General features: G+C 58.2%; 20 protein-coding genes. 11 read left to right on the top strand and 9 right to left on the bottom strand.

Annotation, left to right across the window (positions count from 1 at the left end; genetic code table 11):
• Nucleotides 1-101: 101 nt before the first annotated feature.
• Nucleotides 102-1700 (bottom strand): phosphoenolpyruvate carboxykinase, encoded by a 1599-nt coding sequence (locus tag GS612_RS18140; protein WP_171642237.1) that lies wholly within the window; start codon nt 1698-1700, stop codon nt 102-104.
• Nucleotides 1701-1755: 55 nt separating this feature from the next.
• Between GS612_RS18140 and GS612_RS18135 the strand changes: the two genes are divergently transcribed.
• The 8 genes from GS612_RS18135 to GS612_RS18100 are packed head-to-tail and all read left to right on the top strand — an operon-like array spanning nt 1756 to nt 7466.
• The gene (locus tag GS612_RS18135; RefSeq protein WP_216603643.1) at nt 1756-2022 is read left to right on the top strand and encodes a hypothetical protein; all 267 of its coding nucleotides are present in this window, start codon (nt 1756-1758) and stop codon (nt 2020-2022) included.
• Between the two features lie 21 nt (nt 2023-2043).
• Nucleotides 2044-2748 (top strand): response regulator transcription factor, encoded by a 705-nt coding sequence (locus tag GS612_RS18130; protein WP_171642233.1) that lies wholly within the window; start codon nt 2044-2046, stop codon nt 2746-2748.
• 32 nt (nt 2749-2780) lie between these two features.
• Nucleotides 2781-4499, top strand: coding sequence for an ATP-binding protein (locus GS612_RS18125; protein WP_171642231.1), 1719 nt, complete (start codon nt 2781-2783; stop codon nt 4497-4499).
• Between the two features lie 4 nt (nt 4500-4503).
• Nucleotides 4504-4974: an HPr kinase/phosphorylase gene (locus tag GS612_RS18120; protein ID WP_171642228.1), complete on the top strand. Its 471-nt coding sequence runs from the start codon at nt 4504-4506 to the stop codon at nt 4972-4974.
• A complete protein-coding gene (rapZ, locus tag GS612_RS18115) occupies nt 4971-5852 on the top strand; it encodes an RNase adapter RapZ (protein ID WP_171120239.1) in 882 nt (293 codons plus the stop codon). The genes GS612_RS18120 and rapZ overlap by 4 nt, the downstream gene beginning before the upstream one ends.
• Nucleotides 5849-6241 carry a PTS sugar transporter subunit IIA gene (locus GS612_RS18110; protein WP_152457103.1) on the top strand — a complete coding sequence of 131 codons (393 nt, stop codon included), beginning with the start codon at nt 5849-5851 and terminating at the stop codon, nt 6239-6241. The genes rapZ and GS612_RS18110 overlap by 4 nt, the downstream gene beginning before the upstream one ends.
• 16 nt (nt 6242-6257) lie before the next feature.
• The gene (locus GS612_RS18105) at nt 6258-6527 is read left to right on the top strand and encodes an HPr family phosphocarrier protein (RefSeq protein WP_152457104.1); all 270 of its coding nucleotides are present in this window, start codon (nt 6258-6260) and stop codon (nt 6525-6527) included.
• 39 nt (nt 6528-6566) lie between these two features.
• The gene (locus GS612_RS18100; RefSeq protein ID WP_171642226.1) at nt 6567-7466 is read left to right on the top strand and encodes a lysophospholipid acyltransferase family protein; all 900 of its coding nucleotides are present in this window, start codon (nt 6567-6569) and stop codon (nt 7464-7466) included.
• 74 nt (nt 7467-7540) lie between these two features.
• Here GS612_RS18100 and GS612_RS18095 read toward each other — a convergent pair whose 3' ends face one another.
• Nucleotides 7541-8416 (bottom strand): 3-hydroxybutyryl-CoA dehydrogenase, encoded by an 876-nt coding sequence (locus tag GS612_RS18095; RefSeq protein WP_171642224.1) that lies wholly within the window; start codon nt 8414-8416, stop codon nt 7541-7543.
• Between the two features lie 162 nt (nt 8417-8578).
• Between GS612_RS18095 and GS612_RS18090 the strand changes: the two genes are divergently transcribed.
• The gene (locus GS612_RS18090; RefSeq protein WP_253286218.1) at nt 8579-9382 is read left to right on the top strand and encodes a DUF6473 family protein; all 804 of its coding nucleotides are present in this window, start codon (nt 8579-8581) and stop codon (nt 9380-9382) included.
• A 50-nt stretch (nt 9383-9432) separates the two neighbouring features.
• Here the strand turns inward: GS612_RS18090 and GS612_RS18085 are convergent, their stop codons facing one another.
• The 6 genes from GS612_RS18085 to GS612_RS18060 all read right to left on the bottom strand — a co-directional run bounded on the left by GS612_RS18085 (nt 9433) and on the right by GS612_RS18060 (nt 13693).
• Complete coding sequence (locus GS612_RS18085) at nt 9433-10362, bottom strand: electron transfer flavoprotein subunit alpha/FixB family protein (protein WP_171329992.1); 930 nt, start codon at nt 10360-10362, stop codon at nt 9433-9435.
• Complete coding sequence (locus GS612_RS18080; protein ID WP_152457108.1) at nt 10362-11120, bottom strand: electron transfer flavoprotein subunit beta/FixA family protein; 759 nt, start codon at nt 11118-11120, stop codon at nt 10362-10364. Before GS612_RS18080 ends, GS612_RS18085 begins: the two co-directional genes overlap by 1 nt.
• A gap of 191 nt (nt 11121-11311) precedes the next feature.
• Entirely contained in the window at nt 11312-11884 is a 573-nt protein-coding gene (locus GS612_RS18075) for a cob(I)yrinic acid a,c-diamide adenosyltransferase (RefSeq protein WP_171120232.1), read from the bottom strand.
• Nucleotides 11885-12088 (bottom strand): twin transmembrane helix small protein, encoded by a 204-nt coding sequence (locus GS612_RS18070; protein ID WP_152457110.1) that lies wholly within the window; start codon nt 12086-12088, stop codon nt 11885-11887.
• 78 nt (nt 12089-12166) lie between these two features.
• Nucleotides 12167-12994 carry an SDR family NAD(P)-dependent oxidoreductase gene (locus tag GS612_RS18065; protein ID WP_171642222.1) on the bottom strand — a complete coding sequence of 276 codons (828 nt, stop codon included), beginning with the start codon at nt 12992-12994 and terminating at the stop codon, nt 12167-12169.
• Nucleotides 12995-13063: 69 nt separating this feature from the next.
• Complete coding sequence (locus GS612_RS18060) at nt 13064-13693, bottom strand: SH3 domain-containing protein (RefSeq protein ID WP_253285116.1); 630 nt, start codon at nt 13691-13693, stop codon at nt 13064-13066.
• Between the two features lie 203 nt (nt 13694-13896).
• Between GS612_RS18060 and parC the strand changes: the two genes are divergently transcribed.
• Entirely contained in the window at nt 13897-16245 is a 2349-nt protein-coding gene (gene parC / locus GS612_RS18055) for a DNA topoisomerase IV subunit A (protein ID WP_171642220.1), read from the top strand.
• A gap of 96 nt (nt 16246-16341) precedes the next feature.
• On the top strand, nt 16342-16932 hold the full coding sequence (locus GS612_RS18050) for a hypothetical protein (protein ID WP_171642218.1): 591 nt from the start codon (nt 16342-16344) through the stop codon (nt 16930-16932).
• Here GS612_RS18050 and GS612_RS20450 read toward each other — a convergent pair.
• The coding region (locus GS612_RS20450; protein ID WP_216597966.1) for a hypothetical protein at nt 16913-17102 on the bottom strand (190 nt) is incomplete at its 5' end. The two genes, GS612_RS18050 and GS612_RS20450, sit on opposite strands and share 20 nt — an antisense overlap.

The raw sequence follows: 17102 nt of genomic DNA, 5'->3' as shown, positions 1-17102 counted from the left end.
TTTGAAACAACGCAATTGTATGTGCTTTTTGCGACAAACAACCTTAGCAAGAAGTACAGTGGGCTAAATAAAAAAGGGGCGCTGTGGCCCCTCTTCCTGTCTTATCCAATTGCGACGGCTTTGATGTCGTCGTCGATGAAGGGCAGATATTGTTCAAAGTTCTCGGCAAACATCTGCACCAGTTTTTCGGCCTGTTTGTCGAAGGCTGCCTGATCGTCCCAGGTACGGCGCGGGTCCAGCAGAACTTCGGCAACCCCCGGCACCGAGACCGGAACGTCAAAGCCGAAATTTGCATCCTTGCGGAACTCGGCGTCGCGCAGAGACCCTTCCAGAGCGGCGGTCAGCAAGGCGCGTGTCGCGCGGATCGGCATCCGGCTGCCCACGCCATAGGCGCCGCCGGTCCAGCCGGTGTTCACAAGCCAGCAGGTCGCGCCGTGCTGGGCGATCTTGTCCCGCAACAGGTTGCCGTATTCCTCAGGGCGACGGGGCATGAACGGCGCGCCGAAACAGGTCGAGAATGTCGGCTGCGGCTCGGTGATGCCGCGTTCGGTCCCGGCCACTTTTGACGTGAAACCCGACAGGAAGTGATACATGGCCTGGGCCGGCGTCAGCCGCGCGATCGGTGGCAGAACGCCAAATGCATCGCAGGTCAGCATGATGATATTCTTCGGGTGACCACCCAATGCGCTTTTGGATGCGTTCGAGATATACTCGAGCGGATAGGCGCAGCGCATGTTGGCGGTCAGAGAGTCATCGTCGAAATCCAGTTCCTTGGTTTCGGGGTCGAAGACCATGTTTTCGATCACGGTTCCGAACTTCGAAGTGGTGGCATAGATTTCCGGCTCTGCCTCGGCATTCAGGTTGATGGTCTTGGCATAGCAACCGCCTTCGAAGTTGAAGGTGCCGCGATCGGACCAGCCGTGCTCGTCATCCCCGATCAGTATGCGCGAAGGATCGGCGGACAAGGTGGTCTTTCCGGTGCCGGACAGGCCAAAGAACACGGCCGTATCGACCGGGTTGCCAACAGCATGGTTGGCCGAACAATGCATCGGCATCACGCCTTTTTCAGGAAGCATGTAGTTCAGCAGGGTGAAAACGGACTTCTTGTTTTCACCGGCATATTCAGTGCCGCCGATCAGGATCAGTTTGCGGTCGAAATTCATTGCAATCACGGTCTCGCTGCGGCAACCGTGCTTTGCCGGGTCGGCCTGAAAGCTGGGGCAGTTGATGACGGTGAAATCGGCCGTGAACTCATCCAGGTCTTCGCGGTCCGGGCGACGCAGCAGGTGGCGGATGAACAAGTTGTGCCATGCCAGTTCGGTAATCATTCGTACATTGATTGCGTAAGCCGGGTCCGCGCCACCGACGAGGTCCTGCACAAAATAATCGCGGCCCTTCATGTGGGCCAGCATGTCTTCGTACAGTGCGTCAAAGCCCTCCGTGCTCATTTCGGCATTGTTTTCCCACCAGATGGTTTCGGCAACGCTGTCGGTCTTGACCACGTGTTTGTCCTTGGGCGACCGGCCGGTGAACTTTCCTGTGGTAACTAGGAACGCTCCACCATTGCCAAGTGTGCCTTCGCCGCGCTTTAGCGCCTCTTCGATCAGCGCCGGTTCCATGAAGTTGTAATAGACATTGCCCAGACCCTCGATGCCCTGATCTTCGAGGCGGAATTGCGGGTTAACCCGTCCAGATGTCATGTGTGTCTTCTCCTGTGGCGGCGCGAAGGTCGTTGGCCGTTGCGCCTTTGGGGCAGTGAGCCGGGAAAACCGGCGGCTGAGCGCGTCTTATCACGGTCGTTCATGGCATGAACAGGCGGCTTTGACGCAGTTAGCGCAACCAAGTTCGGGTTTAGCGCCATCAGAAATTCAATGTCGGAAAAGCGGGCAGATTTTTGCGGGCATCAAGGCAAATTTGCCGCAGACCTGCCGCAACAAAGGCATGATTCGCAGTTACGGATTGATTCGGCGTCTTAAAACCGCCAACAATGCCTTACAAATAAGCGAATTATTGCGCGAGTGAGCAGGAATAGGGGTGAGCCCGATGTCAAAGATTGCACTTGTGGATGACGATAGAAACATTCTTACGTCTGTATCCATGACCCTCGAAGCCGAAGGTTTCGAGGTTGAAACATATAATGATGGCCAGGCCGCGTTGGATGCGTTCAACAAGAAACTGCCGGACATGGCTGTTCTGGATATTAAGATGCCGCGGATGGACGGCATGGATCTGTTGCAACGGCTGCGTCAGAAGACGCAGATGCCGGTGATCTTCCTGACCTCGAAAGACGATGAGATCGACGAGGTACTGGGCCTGCGCATGGGCGCGGATGACTATGTAAAGAAGCCTTTTTCGCAGCGTTTGCTGGTCGAACGCATTCGGGCCTTGCTGCGCCGCCAAGAGGCGACAAGCGGCGATGCGGTCGCATCCAGCAACAATGACACCAAAGTCATGGAACGCGGCGACCTGAGGATGGATCCGCTGCGCCATGCGGTCAGCTGGAAAGGCAATGATGTGTCCCTGACCGTGACCGAGTTCCTGCTGCTTCAGGCCCTGGCCCAACGTCCGGGATTCGTCAAAAGCCGCGACCAGTTGATGGATGTCGCCTATGATGACCAGGTCTATGTGGATGATCGGACGATCGACAGCCACATAAAGCGTCTGCGAAAAAAGATGCGCGCGGCTGATCCCGAGTTCTCGGCGATTGAGACCTTGTATGGTATCGGTTACCGGTACAACGAAGAATAGGCGCGGCCGCCTGCAAGAGGTAATGGGGTCTCGTGCGCGACACCGAACAAGCCAGCGAATTGCGCGACGGTGACGTCGTTCTTGGGGATGACTGGGTCATTCCCCAGGACCCCGAGTCAGCGGAGCTGAGGGAAAAGCGATCGCGGAGAAACCTGTTTTCGCTGCGTGGTTCGCCCCTGGCGCGCAAAATCATCACGTTCAACCTGATCGCTCTGGTGATCCTGGTCACCGGGTTGTTGTATCTGGACGACTCGCGAAAAGAGAAGGTTCAGCAGACCGCCCGCAATCTGCTGGGCGATGCGCAACTTGTCAGCAACGTTTTTGAAACCCAGTTGCGTCAGGGCGTACAGCAAACCGGGCAGAATGCCGGGAACCTGGACGTCAAGGATACCCTGTCTGGCCTCACCTTGCCCGAAGGGGGCGAGGTTTTTGTTTATGACGCCAGTGGCACGCTGATCGGCTGGACACGTGGTGCCCCGCAAGCCTCTGACATGCCGGTTCTTCTGCAATCCGAGGCCGAGATGCAGACCGGCAGTACCGTGATCAGCGACACGCTGAATGCCGTTTGGACGGGTTTGTCAAACCTGCTCAACTGGTCGACTGAAACCGAGGCACCGACGTTGGCGCAGCGTGTTCAGACCATTATTCCACAAGCGATTGCGGGTCAAAGTCAGGTGCAGGCGGTACAGGATGGCGCGGGTGAGACGGTCATCGTGGCTGCGGCACCAATTCTTTATCAGAATGTACCCGCCGGCGCGGTGGCGATTACCGGCCCGGCTGGTGAAATCGACGCGCTTGCCCGCCGCGAGCAGGAGCGCATTCTTCAGATGTTTGTCGTGGCCCTGCTGGTTTCCGTGGGCCTCAGCCTTGTCCTGGCCTCGACCATTGCCAACCCGCTGGCCGATCTGGCATCCGCGGCAGAGATGGGCAAAGACCGGGGCACGGGTGTCAATCCCGGGCGCATTCGCATTCCCGATCTCAGCGCCCGTCCTGATGAAATCGGACGCCTCAGCCGCGCTTTGCGGGGTATGGTGACCGCGCTCTACAACCGGATCGACGCAAACGAACAGTTTGCCGCCGACGTCGCCCATGAAATCAAAAACCCGCTGGCCAGCCTGCAATCCGCCGTGGGAACGCTGCGGATGGTCAAGCGCGAGGATCAGCGCGACAAGCTGCTGGACGTGATCGAGCATGACGTACGGCGTCTGGACCGGCTGGTCAGCGACATATCAAATGCGTCGCGTCTGGATGCGGAACTGGTCAAGGAAGAAGAGCAGCCCTTTGACCTGCTCAAGCTGCTGGGCAATCTCGGCCAGTATCTGGGTGAAGATGCACGCTCCAAGGGCATCGATTACATTACGGATCTGCCCTCTGAGCCAATTGTGATCAACGGGCTGGAAGCGCGTCTTGCGCAGGTCTTTGTCAATCTGATCACCAACGCGATTTCGTTCTGCGAGGAAAATGACGCAATTCGCGTCTGGGTCCGGCAGCGGGACAACCGCGTGCTGGTGGTTGTCGAAGACACCGGCCCGGGGATTCCCGAACAGGCGCTTACCAAAGTGTTCAAGCGTTTCTACTCGCAGCGTCCGGCGGAACATTTCGGCAATAACTCGGGCCTCGGCTTGGCGATCTCCAAGCAGATTGTCGAAGCCCATGGCGGGGTGATCTGGGCTGAGAACATCCGCCCGACAGAGGCCGATATCACATCGGATCCGCTGGGTGCCCGCTTTGTCGTGGGGTTGCCCGTCTAAATCCATGCATATTGATTCGTTGTCACTCGCGAAAGATCAGGACAGCGCCTGTGTTCATGCCTCCTGCGTTTCGGTTGCCGGACGCGGGCTTTTGATCATCGGTGCGTCCGGCACAGGGAAGTCCGGGCTGGCGTTGCAAATGATGGCGTTCGGCGCGAAATTGGTCGCCGATGACCGCGTCAATCTAGAGATGCGGCAGAATCGGGTGATCGCCTCGGCCGTGTCGCAGATACGCGGCTTGATCGAGGCGCGCCAAATTGGCCTGGTCAAAGCCGAACCCAGTGGTCCGGTTCCGCTGGGTTACGTTGTGGATCTGGATCAGCCAGAGCCCGAGCGTCTGCCCGACCCTTTGACGGTTTCCGTGCTGAGGCAAACTGTTCCCTTGCTTCGGGGCGCGGGCGTGCCCAACTTGGCTGTAGCGATGATGCAGCTTCTAGGAAATGGGCGCGTAAACCCGGAATGGCCGAAAACATGACATCGCAAAGGCGGATCGTACTTGTCACGGGGCCCTCCGGGGCAGGAAGATCCACGGCCATTCATGTGCTGGAAGATCTGGGCTTTGAAGCCATCGACAATCTGCCGATGGGTCTTTTGTCGCGCTTGCTCGACAGTGCTGACAGCGACCGTCCGATGGCATTGGGTATAGATGCCCGCAACCGGGATTTCTCGACGATCGGTTTCATAGAATTGGCTGAAAAGCTGGGCCGCTTAGCGCAGGTCGATCTGACGGTTCTGTATCTGGATTGCAGTGATGATGTTCTGGTGCGCAGGTTTTCAGAAACCCGAAGGCGGCATCCCGTCGCCAAGAATGCCAGCCCGGAAACCGGCGTTCAGCGCGAAAAAGAGCTGCTGGCGCCGATACGAGAGATTGCGGATACGCTGATCGACACCAGCCTTCTGAACGTGCATCAGCTGCGGGAAGAGGTCGAGCACTGGTTCGCCCCGCAAGGCGGGCGGCATCTGGCGGTTTCCATCGAATCCTTTTCTTACAAACGCGGTCTGCCGCGCGGATTGGACATGGTGTTCGATTGCAGGTTTCTGGCGAATCCGTACTGGCGCCCGGAATTTCGCGCAGCGGATGGTCGAAACCCTGACGTTGCGCACTATGTGCAGTCAGACGCTAACTACTTACCGTTTTTTGAACGTGTGCTGGACTTGCTGACCCTGTTGCTGCCGGCCTTTCGGGCCGAGGGCAAAGCGCATCTTTCCGTAGCGTTTGGGTGCACAGGGGGCCAGCACAGATCAGTTGCCCTGGCAGAGGCCGTTGCAAAGGCCCTTGCGGAAGATGGGCAGCAGGTGGCAATTAGGCATCGCGAGATGGAACGTCGGTCGTTGAATGTGAGGTCGGATTGATCGGAATTGTGATCGTTGCACATGGTGGGTTGGCTCAGGAATACCTGGCCGCCACACAACACGTGGTCGGACCACAGGCCAGCCTCGTGGCGGTCGCGATCGAGGCTGACCATGACCGGGACGAAAAACAGGCCGAAATCTGCCGTGCCGCTGACGAAGTGGACACCGGCGATGGTGTCGTTGTTGTCACCGACCTCTTTGGCGGAAGCCCCTCGAATCTCAGCCTGCGTGCCTGCGCGCCTCAGGACCGGCGTATTCTGTATGGGGCAAACCTGCCGATGCTGATCAAATTGGCCAAAAGTCGCCACTTGCCCATTGGTGATGCCGTCCGTCAGGCAATGGAGGCTGGACGGAAGTACATCAATGCGCAGAATGTGACATTGGATTGAAAACGGATTATTGAATATGACGAGCCGAAGCCTGAAAATTATCAACGAAAAGGGCCTGCATGCACGCGCCTCGGCAAAGCTGGTCGAGGTTGTAGAGGGGTTCGATGCACATGCTGAGGTGTCAAAAGACGGACTTTCTGCATCAGGCGACAGCATCATGGGCCTTTTGATGTTGGCAGCATCGCGCGGAACAACTATTGACGTCGAGACGTCCGGGCCGGATGCTGAGGCATTGGCAGAAGCTCTGGAAACGCTTGTGAACGACAAGTTCGGAGAGGGGTTCTAAGCCACCCCGCCGGGACAGGAAGAACGGGAAGACCAGGAATTGGCGGAAACGACGCACGAGACCAAGACAAGCCCGGTGGTGGATGGGACCGCAGATCAGGGTGAGATCTACGACCGTAGAACGCTGACCTATGCGAATTCATTCGACGATGTCTGGACAGCGACCGCCATTCGGGCCATCGAATGGTGCACAGGCAAGCTGACCATTTTGCGCATGGTCAACAAGTTCGAAAAAAAGAACGAATACTACCGCGGCCAGCGGTTCTGGGGTGGTGCCCTCAAGACTATGGGAATCGACCTGACCACACCGCAGGAGCAGATTGACCGCATTCCCAAGACCGGCCCGGTTGTTGTCGTCGCCAACCACCCGCACGGAATGGTTGATGGCATGATTCTGGCAGAACTGATCGGCCGGGTACGCAGCGATTACCGCATCCTGACCCGTTCGGTTCTGACGGGTCTGGACGAAGCGGCCACGTCATTCATGATTCCGGTTCCGTTTCCCCATGACCCCGAGGCGCAGGCCAAGATGCTGGAAATGCGCGGCAAAGCTATGGAGCATCTCAAAAACGGCGGCGTTGTGGCACTGTTCCCATCCGGTGTTGTGATGTCCTCGGATGATTGGTTCGGGCCTGCGATCGAGCGGGAATGGAACGTGTTCACTGCCAAGATGATCCGCCGTTCCGGCGCGCGTGTGATCCCGATCTTCTTTCCGGGCTGCAATTCACGCTGGTATCAGATCGCCAACCGTGTCTCTGCAATTCTACGGCAGGGACTGTTGCTGCATGAGATCGTCCGATCCTGCAACAAACCCCAGTCGCCGGTGATCGGCGAACCGATTTCGGACCACGATATGGAGCTGCTGGAGCGCGACCCGCGCGGTTTCATGGCCTGGCTTAGAAACCACACCATGTCTTTGGGCAAGTCGGAACAGACCTGATCCGCGTCTTCATCTGGCCAAAAATATCCCGGGGGTGAGCCCGGACAAAGTCCGGGCGAGGGGGCTGGCCCCCTTCAGCGTGTCGGCACCGGAACTTCGCCTCGGTAATCATAAAAACCGCGCTCGGTCTTGCGCCCCAGCCACCCGGCCTCGACATATTTCGTCAGGAGAGGGCAGGGACGATATTTGGTATCGGCCAACCCGTCATGCAGCACGTTCATGATCGCCAGACAGGTATCCAACCCGATGAAATCCGCCAATTCCAACGGGCCCATGGGATGATTCGCCCCAAGTATCATTGACTGGTCGATGGATTGAACGTTCCCCACACCTTCATAGAGTGTGTAGACCGCCTCGTTGATCATGGGCATCAGGATCCGGTTCACGATAAAGGCCGGGAAGTCCTCGGCGCTGGCCGCCGTTTTGCCCAACCGATCCACCACCGCTTTGCAGGCGTTGAAAGTTTCTTCATCCGTGGCGATGCCGCGGATCAATTCCACCAATTGCATAACAGGGACAGGGTTCATGAAATGAAAACCCATGAACCGTTCGGGCCGATCCGTGCGGCTTGCCAGGCGGGTGATGGAAATCGAGGATGTATTTGACGTCAGAATCGTATGCGGCAGCAGGTGCGGTTGGAGGTCCTCGAAAATCGCCTGCTTAATCGTTTCCCGCTCGGTTGCTGCCTCGATAACCAGATCGGTTTGACCCAGTTTCGGCAGATCAAGAGTGGTCGTAATCCGTTTCAGCGCAGCCTTCATCGCCTCGTCGGTGATTTTGCCACGCGACGCCTGCCGCGCCAGGTTACCTTCGATCGTGGCAATGGCGTTTTCCAGAGCATCCTGGCTGACATCGTTCAGCAAGACGTCGTATCCCGCCAACGCCATAACATGGGCAATGCCGTTGCCCATTTGCCCCGCGCCAATCACCCCGACCGATTTAACTTCCATGTTCAGCTGCCTTTACCCTGTAGGATACCGCGACAGTATCGGCAGACCGGGGCAGGCGGCAAGAGGATCAAGGCGGTCAATTTCGCTTCAAATGCGCGCATTAGGAAAATCTCAATATCTATGACCACAAGATGGCACCGGGTGAGAAAACGGGGGCTTGATATGAGCTTTCATCAGACAAACAGCGGTAGGGAGTCCGCCTGCCAGTATGCCAATTCGAAACTTTGGTTCCGGGGTCCACCCGGTACGTTGGATCAGCCCTATGTGGCCTGTCTGGGAGGAGAGGAAACTTTCGGCAGATTCGTCGATTACCCGTTTCCTGCCGTGCTTGAGAAGCGATTGGGAAAGCCATGCGTCAACTTCGGAAGCCTGTTTTGCGGAATCGAAGCGTTGTCCACTGATCCCGGGGTGCTGAATCTGGCCAATCAGTCAGACCTATGCGTGTTGCAGGTGCCCGATCCTCTGCGCCAATCGAACCGGTTTTACCGCGTGCACCCGCGTCGCAACGATCGGTTCCTAGAACCCACCGCGGACTTGCTGAGGCTGTACCCGGATGTTGACTTCACGGAAATCCATTTTGTGCGCCATTTGTTGGAGCAGCTGAGCGCAGCAAAAGACGCACGTTTCGAACTCGTAGCACAGGAACTGCGAGAGGTCTTGATACGCGCCACCGGGGACTTGATAGAACGGATCGAACCCGGCGTGGTTCTGCTTTGGCTGCATGTGCAGCGGCAAACCGGATCGCATGTCGACCATATCGTGCCCGATGCCGACTTGATCGAACAACTGCGCCCGCTATGCGCTGATGTCGTCGAGGTTTCGGTGCCTGTATCCGCTCGATCAGATTCTCTCGAAGATGTTATGTTCGGGACGCTTCAGCAGCCAATTGCGGAACATATGATCGGCCCGTCCGCGCACCGAGAAATTGCTGAACACCTGCTGATCGCCTTGCGGAACCTGAACTGAAAAAGGCCCGCCTGTTGGCGGGCCTTTGCAGATCAATCCGGATATCCGGTTCAGCCGAGCTTGTCGGTCAGTTCCGGCACGGCCTGGAAAAGGTCTGCGACCAGGCCGAAATCGGCGACCTGAAAGATCGGCGCCTCTTCGTCTTTGTTGATCGCCACGATGACCTTCGAGTCCTTCATGCCGGCCAGGTGCTGGATCGCGCCCGAAATACCGACGGCGACATACAGATCCGGGGCAACAACCTTGCCGGTCTGACCCACCTGCCAGTCGTTCGGCGCATAGCCCGAGTCAACGGCCGCACGCGACGCACCAACCGCCGCACCCAGCTTGTCGGCCAGCGTTTCGATCAGTTTGAAGTCCTCTTCTGAGCCGACACCACGGCCGCCCGAAACAACGACGCCAGCCGAGGTCAGCTCTGGACGGTCGCTTTCGGCCACCTTGTCTTCGACCCATTCCGACAGGCCGGGGTTTTCGCCGACCGACACGGTCTCGACCGCGGCCGAGCCGCCTTCGCCGGCCGCGTCAAAGCTGGCGGTCCGGATGGTGACGACCTTCTTGGCGTCGTTCGACTTGACGGTCTGGATCGCGTTGCCCGCGTAGATCGGACGCTCGAAGGTCGAGCCGTCAACCACGCCGGAGGCATCCGAGATCACCATCACGTCCAGCAGGGCTGCAACGCGGGGCATCACGTTCTTGGCGTCGGTGGTGGCAGGCGCCACGATGTGCTCGTAGCCATCGGCCAGGCCCACGATCAGGGCTGCGGTCGATTCCGCCAGGCGGTGGCCCAGCGACGGATCCTCGGCAACCAGAACCTTGGACACGCCGTCGATCTTGGCCGCGGCCTCACCGGCAGCAGCGGCAGACCCGCCTGCGGCCAGAACGGTTACGTCACCCAGCACTTTCGCGGCGGTCACGGCCTTTGCGGTCGCATCCATCGCAAGTTCGCCGTTGTTCACTTCGGCAAGCAGAAGTACAGCCATTACACAGCCCCCGCTTCTTTGAGTTTCTCGACCAGCTCGTCAACCGAGCCCACGATGATGCCTGCCGCGCGTGCCGGCGGCTCTTCGGTCTTGACGATTTCCAGACGCGGGGTGACGTCGACGCCATAATCGGCGGCGGTTTTCTCATCCAGCGGCTTTTTCTTCGCCTTCATGATGTTGGGCAACGAGGCATAGCGCGGCTCGTTCAGGCGCAGGTCCACGGTGATGATGGCGGGCATCTTGACGCTGATGGTCTGCAACCCGCCATCGACCTCGCGGGTGACCTTGGCGGTGTCGCCTTCGATGTCCAGTTCCGAGGCAAAGGTGCCCTGGGACCAGCCCAACAGCGCCGACAGCATCTGGCCGGTGGCGTTCATGTCGTTGTCGATCGCCTGCTTGCCTGCCAGAACAATGCCGGGCTGCTCTTCCTCGACCACTTTGGCCAGGATCTTGGCAACGGCCAGAGGCTCGATATCGGTGTGTACATCGTCAGCCGCCACAACCAGGATTGCGCGGTCCGCACCCATGGCCAGCGCGGTGCGCAAGGTTTCCTGCGCCTGCTTCACGCCGATCGAAACAGCAACGACTTCGTCGGCCTTGCCAGCTTCTTTCAGGCGGATCGCTTCCTCTACTGCAATTTCGTCGAACGGGTTCATCGACATTTTGACATTGGCGAGATCAACACCGCTACCGTCCGCTTTCACGCGGACCTTCACATTGTAGTCAATCACGCGTTTGACAGGCACCAGTACCTTCATTGTAGCGCTTTCTCCTCAAAAAAACGGTAAGCCGCGCAGGCGACTCCACCAATGCTCTCGACCGACTAGATAGCGCCTGCCGCAGTGGCACAACAGAGCAAAATCGTCACGTCATGGCGTCGGGACGTCGCGTTTTGCAATTTTTTTGCCAAGTGGCGAAAGAATATTACCCGCGACTCTGTATTTCGCTATCAGCGGTTCGCGCCCGGAACCCACAACACGTCGTCTTTGCCGTTTGCGTTTGCGCAGCGTGCTGCAACAAAGAACCAGTCGCTGAGACGGTTGAGGTATTTGACCGCCACGTCGTTGACGGGCTCCATATTCGTCAGCTCGACCGCAAGCCGTTCCGCCCGACGTGAAACGGTCCGGCAAACGTGCAGATGTGCTGCCAGACGCGAGCCACCGGGCAGGATGAAGCTGCGCAGAGGTTCCAGCGTCACGTTCATTGCGTCGATCTCGGCTTCCAGCCGGTCGATCTGGGCAGGCACGATACGCAGGGGGGGATAATCGGCCTCGGCGTCTTTTTCCATGTCGGGGCGACAGAAGTCGGCACCCAGATCGAACAGGTCATTTTGAATGCGCGACAGCGCGGTTTCGACATCACCTTCAGCCTCGGTCCGTGCCACGCCGACAAAAGCGTTCAGTTCGTCCACGGTGCCATAGGCTGCGACGCGGCCCGAATATTTTGCCACGCGCTCTCCGTTGCCCAGGGCGGTTTTCCCGTCATCGCCAGTGCGTGTGTAGATTTTGTTGAGTACGACCATTTATTGAACTCCCTGTCCGCGCAGATACACGAAAAGCACGATCAGCAACACGGCGATGAACTGAAATAGAATGCGCAGGCGCATCATCTTGTTGCTTTTCTTGGCCGCTTCCATGCCGCCTTTGCCAAAGTTCGCGATGCCTAAGGCCAGCACTACGACAACTGCCGCCATAGCCAGAAGCAGAATGACCATCACAAGGTCCATTTGAAGTCACCGTCCGGTTTTTTTCGATTACCACTCATCTAGCGTCAGGGCGTCGAAAAGCGAACGGGAAATATCGTCTCAGATATCCGAAAGGATTCGATCAGAGGCGTTTGTAGGCAGAATGCGGCGCAGTATCCCGGCGATATATGTCGGAGTGGTCACATAGTAACGTGGTTTGGGGCGTCGGGCCTCGACCGCATGGGCCAGCTTGTCCGTGACGGCAGAGGCGGGCAGTTCAAATCGGTCTGGCCCACTGCTTTCATAAAGGCGCTTCAGCAGTGAGCCTTCATACTTCTCCCGAATGGCCGAGTTTTCCCAGTCGATGTATTTCTCGAACAATGGGATCGCCTTTTCCCGGAGTTTTGAGGTGATGGGGCCGGGCTCGATCAAGACGATGTGAATGTCGGTATCCCGAAGTTCCAGCCGCAGCGTGTCGGTCAGCCCTTCGATCGCGTATTTTGTGGCGACATACGCGCCGCGCCACGGGAAGGCGACAAGCCCCAGAACCGAGGAACACTGCACAATCCGGCCATGACCCTGTTCCCGCATGACGGGAATGACCTGTCGGGTCAGCTCGTGCCAGCCAAAGACATTGGTCTCAAATATATGGCGCAGGCCATCCGTCGGAACATCCTCGACCGCGCCGGGCAAGCCATGTGCGCCATTGTTGAAAAGAGCATCCAGCGAGCCGCCTGTAGCCTCAAGAACATAAGACAAACCCGACGTGATGCTTTCGGTGTCGGTGTAATCGATTCTGGGGCTTTCAAAGCCTTGTGCGCGTAGGCGATCACAGTCGCGTTGCTGGCGGCAGGATGCAAAAACGCGCCAGCCTCGTGCACGCATACCGTGTGCCGCGTCCAGACCGATGCCTGACGAGCATCCCGTGATAAGAATCGATTTCTGCATATGCCTTCCGAGCCTGATCCCCGCCCATAGCTATGGCGGGGTTTGCGGCAGGGCAATGACACTTCGATGTCAGTTCGTTGTTTTCCGGACGAGTGATGCCGAAATCCACCCAACCTGTTGCCCCGGCAACACGCGCAGGCGCAACCAGCCGGTACCTGAATCCCCGAATACCTCAACCTGCTGGCCGATCCTGGCTTTGCCGATGATCGGATAGATCGTCCCCGGCCCATCACGCAGGTTCACGCGGGTTCCCGAAATTTCACGGATATCCTTGGCGGCCTCGACAGGGGCGGGCAGTTCAACCGTTGGCAGCTCGGCGTCGGTGGTGACCTGTTCGAGGGAGGCCAGACCCTGTTCCAGCGACGCAAGGGTCAGAGTGACGTTTTCGTCAGCGAACAGTGAGGGGTTTGCCTTCAGGCCAGCTGCGACTTGCGACAACAGCGCCTTGGTTTCTGCTTCGTCCAGCTCGGCCACGGGTTCAGTGACCGGTGCGACTGGCGCCGGAGGCTTTACCGCAGCACGCGCGACCAGAGTTTCGGCGGGCGCGGATTCGATAGCCGGCCTTGAAGGTCTCGGGGCAATGGCAACACGCTCGGGCTCCGCAGTGCGGACTCCGCGCGGCTCAAAGTCAGGACCTCCGCTCATCACGTAAAAAGTCCAGCCGAGTGCGGCGAAAGTAACAAGTACAAGGCGCGTCATGGCGCATCCCCCAATTCAATCGTAACAACAAAATAGGCAGCAATCATTCAATTGTTGGAATGGTAGCATAATAGAAGGGCAGAGTCGAAAATTCGGGGAAAACACCGACTTGCCTCCCCCTGTTGCAAAAAGCCCGACTTGTCCCCAGTAAAATACGCGTTGCTTGCTTTACCAAGGCGTTCTTGCGTCGTATCACATCATATATGAACGATACGATCGACGACCCCAACATGGAGGCCCCCGACCACGGGGGTGAGGTTGCAGAACCGCTGCGCCGCGCGATAGGCGAGCGTTACCTGACCTATGCGCTGTCCACCATCATGCACCGCGCCCTGCCGGACGCGCGGGACGGATTGAAGCCGGTGCACCGGCGAATCCTCTATGCGATGAGAGAGCTGCGACTCAGCGCAACCGGAGGTTTTCGCAAGTCCGCCAAGATTTCCGGCGACGTGATGGGCAATTACCACCCGCATGGCGACGCCGCGATTTACGACGCAATGGCGCGCCTGGCGCAGGACTTCAACGTGCGTTACCCGCTGGTCGACGGGCAGGGGAATTTCGGGAATATCGACGGCGACAATCCGGCGGCCTCGCGATATACCGAGGCGCGGATGACCATCGTGGCCGAGGCGCTGCTGGAAGGTCTGAACGAAGACGCCGTGGATTTCCGCGACAACTATGATGGCACGCTGACTGAACCGGTGGTGCTGCCTGCGCAGTTTCCGAATCTTTTGGCCAACGGCGCCAGCGGTATCGCCGTCGGCATGGCCACGAACATCCCGCCGCACAACATCTCGGAGCTTTGTGACGCCTGCCTGCACCTGATCAAAACACCGGACGCGCGGGACGACACGTTGCTGAAATATGTCCCCGGCCCGGATTTTCCGACCGGTGGCGTGATCGTCGAACCGCCCGAGAACATCGCGCAGGCTTATCGCACCGGGCGCGGCTCGTTCCGGCTGCGCTGCAAGTTCGAGGTCGAGGATCTGGGGCGCGGCCAGTGGCAGATCGTGGTCACCGAGATTCCCTATCAGGTTCAGAAATCCAAGCTGATCGAAAAGATCGCGGAACTGATCCAGACCAAGAAAATCCCGATCCTCGCAGATGTGCGCGACGAATCCGCCGACGATATCCGTCTGATCCTTGAACCGCGTTCGAAAAACGTGGACCCCGAGGTGCTGATGGGCATGTTATACCGCAACTCGGACCTCGAGGTGCGGTTCAGCCTGAACATGAACGTATTGATCGATGGGGTGACACCCAAGGTCTGTTCGATGAAGGAAGTGTTGCGCGCCTTCCTCGATCACCGGCAAGAGGTGCTGCTGCGCCGCTCGCGTCACCGCATGGCCAAGATCGACCACCGGTTGGAAGTGCTCGAAGGCTTTATCGTCGCCTTCCTGAACCTCGACCGTGTAATCGACATCATCCGTTATGACGACGACCCCAAGGCCGCGCTGATGCGCGAGGACTGGGGCATCGACCACGTTCGCGCCACCGATGAATCTGACTACGTCACACCCAAGCCGGGCGAGGGCGAGCTGTCAGAAGTTCAGGTCGACGCCATCCTCAATATGCGCCTGCGCTCCTTGCGTCGTCTGGAAGAGATGGAGCTGGTTCGCGAACGTGACGCGCTGATGGAAGAGCGCGCCAATCTCGAAGATCTGCTGGCTGATCCTGCCCTGCAATGGGCCAAGATTGCCGAGCAGTTGAAAGAGACGAAGAAGACCTTTGGCAAAGACTACGAAGGTGGTGCACGCCGCACCCGGTTTGCCGAAGCGGGGCAGGTCGAAGAAGTGCCGCTTGAGGCGATGATCGACAAGGAACCGATCACGGTTGTCTGCTCGCAGATGGGCTGGATTCGCGCCATGACCGGCCATATCGACCTGAAGCGCGAGTTGAAGTTCAAGGACGGCGACGGCCCGCGTTTCATCTTTCACGCGGAAACGACCGACCGGTTGCTGGTCTTTGCCTCGAATGGCCGATTCTATACCGTCAGCGCAGCCAACCTGCCCGGCGGGCGCGGCATGGGCGAGCCTTTGCGCCTGATGATGGATCTGCCCAACGAGGCGCAGATCATCGACATTCTGATCCACAAGCCGGGGCGCAAGCTGCTGGTGGCGTCAGACGCGGGCAACGGCTTTGTGGTGCCGGAAGATGACGTGCTTGCGCAGACGCGCAACGGCAAACAGGTGCTGAACGTCAAGGGTGACGAGACCGCGATGATCTGCAAGCCGGTTGACGGAGACCACGTCGCCGTGGTGTCGCAAAACGGCAAGTTCCTGGTTTTCCCAACCCAGGAACTGCCCGAGATGACGCGCGGAAAAGGCGTGCGTTTGCAAAAGTACAATATGGCACGCGGCCGGCAGGGAACGCTCGAGCTGGATGGCGGATTGTCGGATGTAACGACCTTCAACTGGGAAGAGGGCCTGAAATGGTCCATGGGCGGCGACAAGACCCGACATGAGGCGGATATGACGCAATGGCTGGCAAAACGGGCCAGTGTCGGGAAAAAACCGCCCTATGGCTTCCCGCGCGACTATAAGTTTTCGTGATCGCGTTGCTGCGCGGGTGAATTTCCGCCGATACGGCTTTGCACAACCTGTATCGGTGCGCTAGATCAACAAAAAACAGGCCTATCGAGACGAGACATGTTGCGCATTCTGACGCTGATCACCGGACTGGCCCTTATGGCCGCTTGCACACAGACACAGGTGTATGAGCCGCCTGAATCCCTAGGAGAATTCAAGCTTCGTGTGAATTATGCCTTTGCGGACAAGGCCGTTCAGGGACCTGTATCGCGGGACGCCACACCTAACGAATGGACGAAGGCGATCCAGAACGCGGTTGATATTCGTCTGGGGCGTTACGAAGGTACACAGGAATATGACCTTGGCATCAGCCTCGAAGGTTACATGCTGGCCCCGCCGGGGATCCCTGTGATCTACAACCCCAAAAGCACTGCGATTGTGTTGGTCAACGTCTATGACGTGAAGAAAAAAGAGTTTCTGGCCAAGGGTAAGCAATTCCAGGTGCTGGAAGACACCACCGGCGGAAGTGCCCTCAAAGGATCGGGGCATGAGCGCACAAAAGAGGAACAGATGAGCGGTCTGGCCCTCAAAATAGCCGACCGGGTCGAGGAATGGCTGGCTGAAGAGCACAAGGAAAACGGCTGGTTCGACAAAAGGCCGGACCTGATCCAGCCTCTGGAATCCGTCGAGGTCACGCAAAATCCAACGTGATCGGCGCATTTCCCTCAGGATGTGCTTGATTTTCCCCTTTGAACCAAATATCTCGCGCGCGCAGATGTAACCACGGGACCAAGGGTCCCCCAAATCGCAAAAGGGCGCCTGAGGAATGGCAAAGGAAAAGTTTGAGCGTACAAAACCGCACGTCAACATCGGCACGATTG

This window comes from Ruegeria sp. HKCCD6157, from assembly GCF_013110685.1.
GTDB lineage: Bacteria > Pseudomonadota > Alphaproteobacteria > Rhodobacterales > Rhodobacteraceae > Ruegeria.
The sequence above is the reverse complement of the archived record's forward strand: the minus strand, read 5'-3'. Positions and strand labels throughout refer to the sequence as shown.

Bases quoted from the DNA above. Each gene is read 5' to 3' on its own strand.
- GS612_RS18130 (WP_171642233.1), top strand. From the start codon at position 2,044: ATGTCAAAGATTGCACTTGTGGATGACGATAGAAACATTCTTACGTCT.
- GS612_RS18070 (WP_152457110.1), bottom strand. From the start codon at position 12,088: ATGGACCTTGTGATGGTCATTCTGCTTCTGGCTATGGCGGCAGTTGTC.
- GS612_RS18065 (WP_171642222.1), bottom strand. From the start codon at position 12,994: ATGCAGAAATCGATTCTTATCACGGGATGCTCGTCAGGCATCGGTCTG.
- parC (WP_171642220.1), top strand. From the start codon at position 13,897: ATGAACGATACGATCGACGACCCCAACATGGAGGCCCCCGACCACGGG.
- GS612_RS18085 (WP_171329992.1), bottom strand. From the start codon at position 10,362: ATGGCTGTACTTCTGCTTGCCGAAGTGAACAACGGCGAACTTGCGATG.
- GS612_RS18140 (WP_171642237.1), bottom strand. From the start codon at position 1,700: ATGACATCTGGACGGGTTAACCCGCAATTCCGCCTCGAAGATCAGGGC.
- rapZ (WP_171120239.1), top strand. From the start codon at position 4,971: ATGACATCGCAAAGGCGGATCGTACTTGTCACGGGGCCCTCCGGGGCA.
- GS612_RS18120 (WP_171642228.1), top strand. From the start codon at position 4,504: ATGCATATTGATTCGTTGTCACTCGCGAAAGATCAGGACAGCGCCTGT.
- GS612_RS18080 (WP_152457108.1), bottom strand. From the start codon at position 11,120: ATGAAGGTACTGGTGCCTGTCAAACGCGTGATTGACTACAATGTGAAG.
- GS612_RS18095 (WP_171642224.1), bottom strand. From the start codon at position 8,416: ATGGAAGTTAAATCGGTCGGGGTGATTGGCGCGGGGCAAATGGGCAAC.
- GS612_RS18060 (WP_253285116.1), bottom strand. From the start codon at position 13,693: ATGACGCGCCTTGTACTTGTTACTTTCGCCGCACTCGGCTGGACTTTT.
- GS612_RS18050 (WP_171642218.1), top strand. From the start codon at position 16,342: ATGTTGCGCATTCTGACGCTGATCACCGGACTGGCCCTTATGGCCGCT.
- GS612_RS18090 (WP_253286218.1), top strand. From the start codon at position 8,579: ATGAGCTTTCATCAGACAAACAGCGGTAGGGAGTCCGCCTGCCAGTAT.
- GS612_RS18075 (WP_171120232.1), bottom strand. From the start codon at position 11,884: ATGGTCGTACTCAACAAAATCTACACACGCACTGGCGATGACGGGAAA.
- GS612_RS18105 (WP_152457104.1), top strand. From the start codon at position 6,258: ATGACGAGCCGAAGCCTGAAAATTATCAACGAAAAGGGCCTGCATGCA.